The sequence below is a fragment of the Frankia sp. AiPs1 genome, from assembly GCF_023716945.1.
Classification (GTDB): domain Bacteria; phylum Actinomycetota; class Actinomycetes; order Frankiales; family Frankiaceae; genus Frankia.
Window position 1 is genome coordinate 1 of the sequence record NZ_JAMQQF010000841.1, and the last position, 1,823, is coordinate 1,823.

The 1,823-nt window shown below is 74.2% G+C and carries 2 pseudogenes; both read left to right on the forward strand.

Going from position 1 to position 1,823, the window contains the following annotated elements:
- Positions 1-417: pseudogene (locus ND748_RS31180) on the forward strand (hypothetical protein); the annotation flags it as partial.
- Positions 418-805: 388 nt separating this feature from the next.
- Positions 806-1,823, forward strand: a pseudogene (locus ND748_RS31185) (hypothetical protein); the annotation flags it as partial.

A 1,823-nucleotide genomic window follows, 5' to 3' on the forward strand; every position in this document is an offset into this window, starting at 1 on the left:
GTGCCGGCGGTGGGCCGCGCGGCCGCCGCGGGGGGTCTGGCCGGCCGCGTCGGCGGGTTCCTTCGGCAGGCCCGTGAGCGTCCCCCGCTGCTGATCGCGGCCATCGTCGTGCTGGTCTGCGTGGGCCTCGGGGTCGCGGGATTTCTCGCCTTCGGTGGCGGCGGCTCGGACGGTGGGTCGGCCGTGGGCGCGGCGGCAGCCGGCAAGGGCCACTACACCAAGACCGTCCGCGAGGCGTACCTGAGCTCCTGCCTGGACGTCAGCAACGGCAACGAGGGCTACTGCACCTGCACGCTGGACAAACTGGAGGCCACCTACACGGAGGAGGAGTACAAGCGGTTCAACGCGAGCGTCCAGTCGGAGTCGTCGCGGCGGATCGTGCGCGAGATGTACGCCGCCTGCCGTGACAAGCGATGACACCAACCCGTGTACAATGGTCAGTCGGAGCTAATACCCCATATTCTTCCGGGCTTGTGGGCGACCCGCCAGAGAGCTATTGCTTTCTCACTGGTCGTACGGTAGGACGTCCATCACGCATAGCCACACGATCGCGGCGAGGCGGTGCACGGGGCCGCAAGCCGGGACCGTACACGTCCGAGCGGCGCTGCTCCCGACCGACTGATCTGGCGGGGTGCGGGTTGCGACGACACGGTTCAGACAATGCACGTCCACACGATGGCTGCCCACATCGTGCTGATCTGGGGGGCAGGAGATGCCGCCCGATGACCATGCGTTGTAGCCCTAGGCCCGAGGGCCCTGCGTCGCCCGTCCCGTCCACCCGTGCGTCGAGGCGGATGGCGGTCCGGTGACCACCCACGATGCCGATGTGAATGGGCCGGCCCGACCGGCTCCGCCCCGCCGCGACGATGACTTTTTCGCCGTCGAGCGGGTCGGCGAGCCCGAGTCCCGCCCGTCCGCCGCACCGTCCCAGGTCTCCTTCGCCCCGACCCCCTGGCCGCCGCAGTCCGCTGCGCCGCCGCAGTCCGGGCCGCCGAACCCAGGGCCGCCCCACTCCGGGCAGCCGCACTCCGGGCCGCCGCACCTGGGGTCGCAGCCGGCATGGCCGCAGAACTCCGCCGTGGTGCCGCCCACCGGGCCGCCGCACCGCGCCGATCCCTTCGATGTCACCAGCACCTGGGATGGTCCGGCGCCGCGACCCGGGGGCGGGTCCTCGGCGATCTCCGTGGCGCCTCCGGTCGACGCCGCCCCGCCAGCGGTTTCCCGGCCGATGACCAACCTGCCGTCGATGTCCCGCCCGGCGCCGCCCGGACCCGTCGGCACCGCCCCGGCCGCGCCGTTCGTACCCGTCGGCACGGCCCCGGCCGGCCCGGCCGCCCGGCGGGACCCGGGCGTGGACCGGGTCGGACCGCCGATGCCGGATGGTCGGACCCGACCCGGTGGCCAGCAGGCGTGGAGTGGTCCGTCCGCGGACTCGGTGCGCGTCGGTGACTCACCCCGGCCTGCCGCGCCCGCGGCGGACCGGTCCGCCGGCGGCTACACCGACCCGTTCACCGGCGGTTTTCCTATCTCCGCCCGCCCGGTTCCCGCCACCGGTTCCCGCACGGGTCCGACCCCGTTGTCGTCGCAGCCGCAGGCGCCTTATCCGGTCGCGGCACCGCGGCAGGCCGCGTACCCGCCGCCTGCCGGTGCGCCGGCGTCCACGGGTTTTCCCGCGGCCTCCGCGCTGCCCGCGGGCGGAACCGCGCCTGCAGCCGGGGCCGTACCGCCGGGAACGGCCGGCCGGCCAACCGGCTCGCCCTTCGCACCGGCACACCAGCCGGAGCCCGGGACGCAGCAGCGGGTGGGGCCGGATAGCTTCGGCG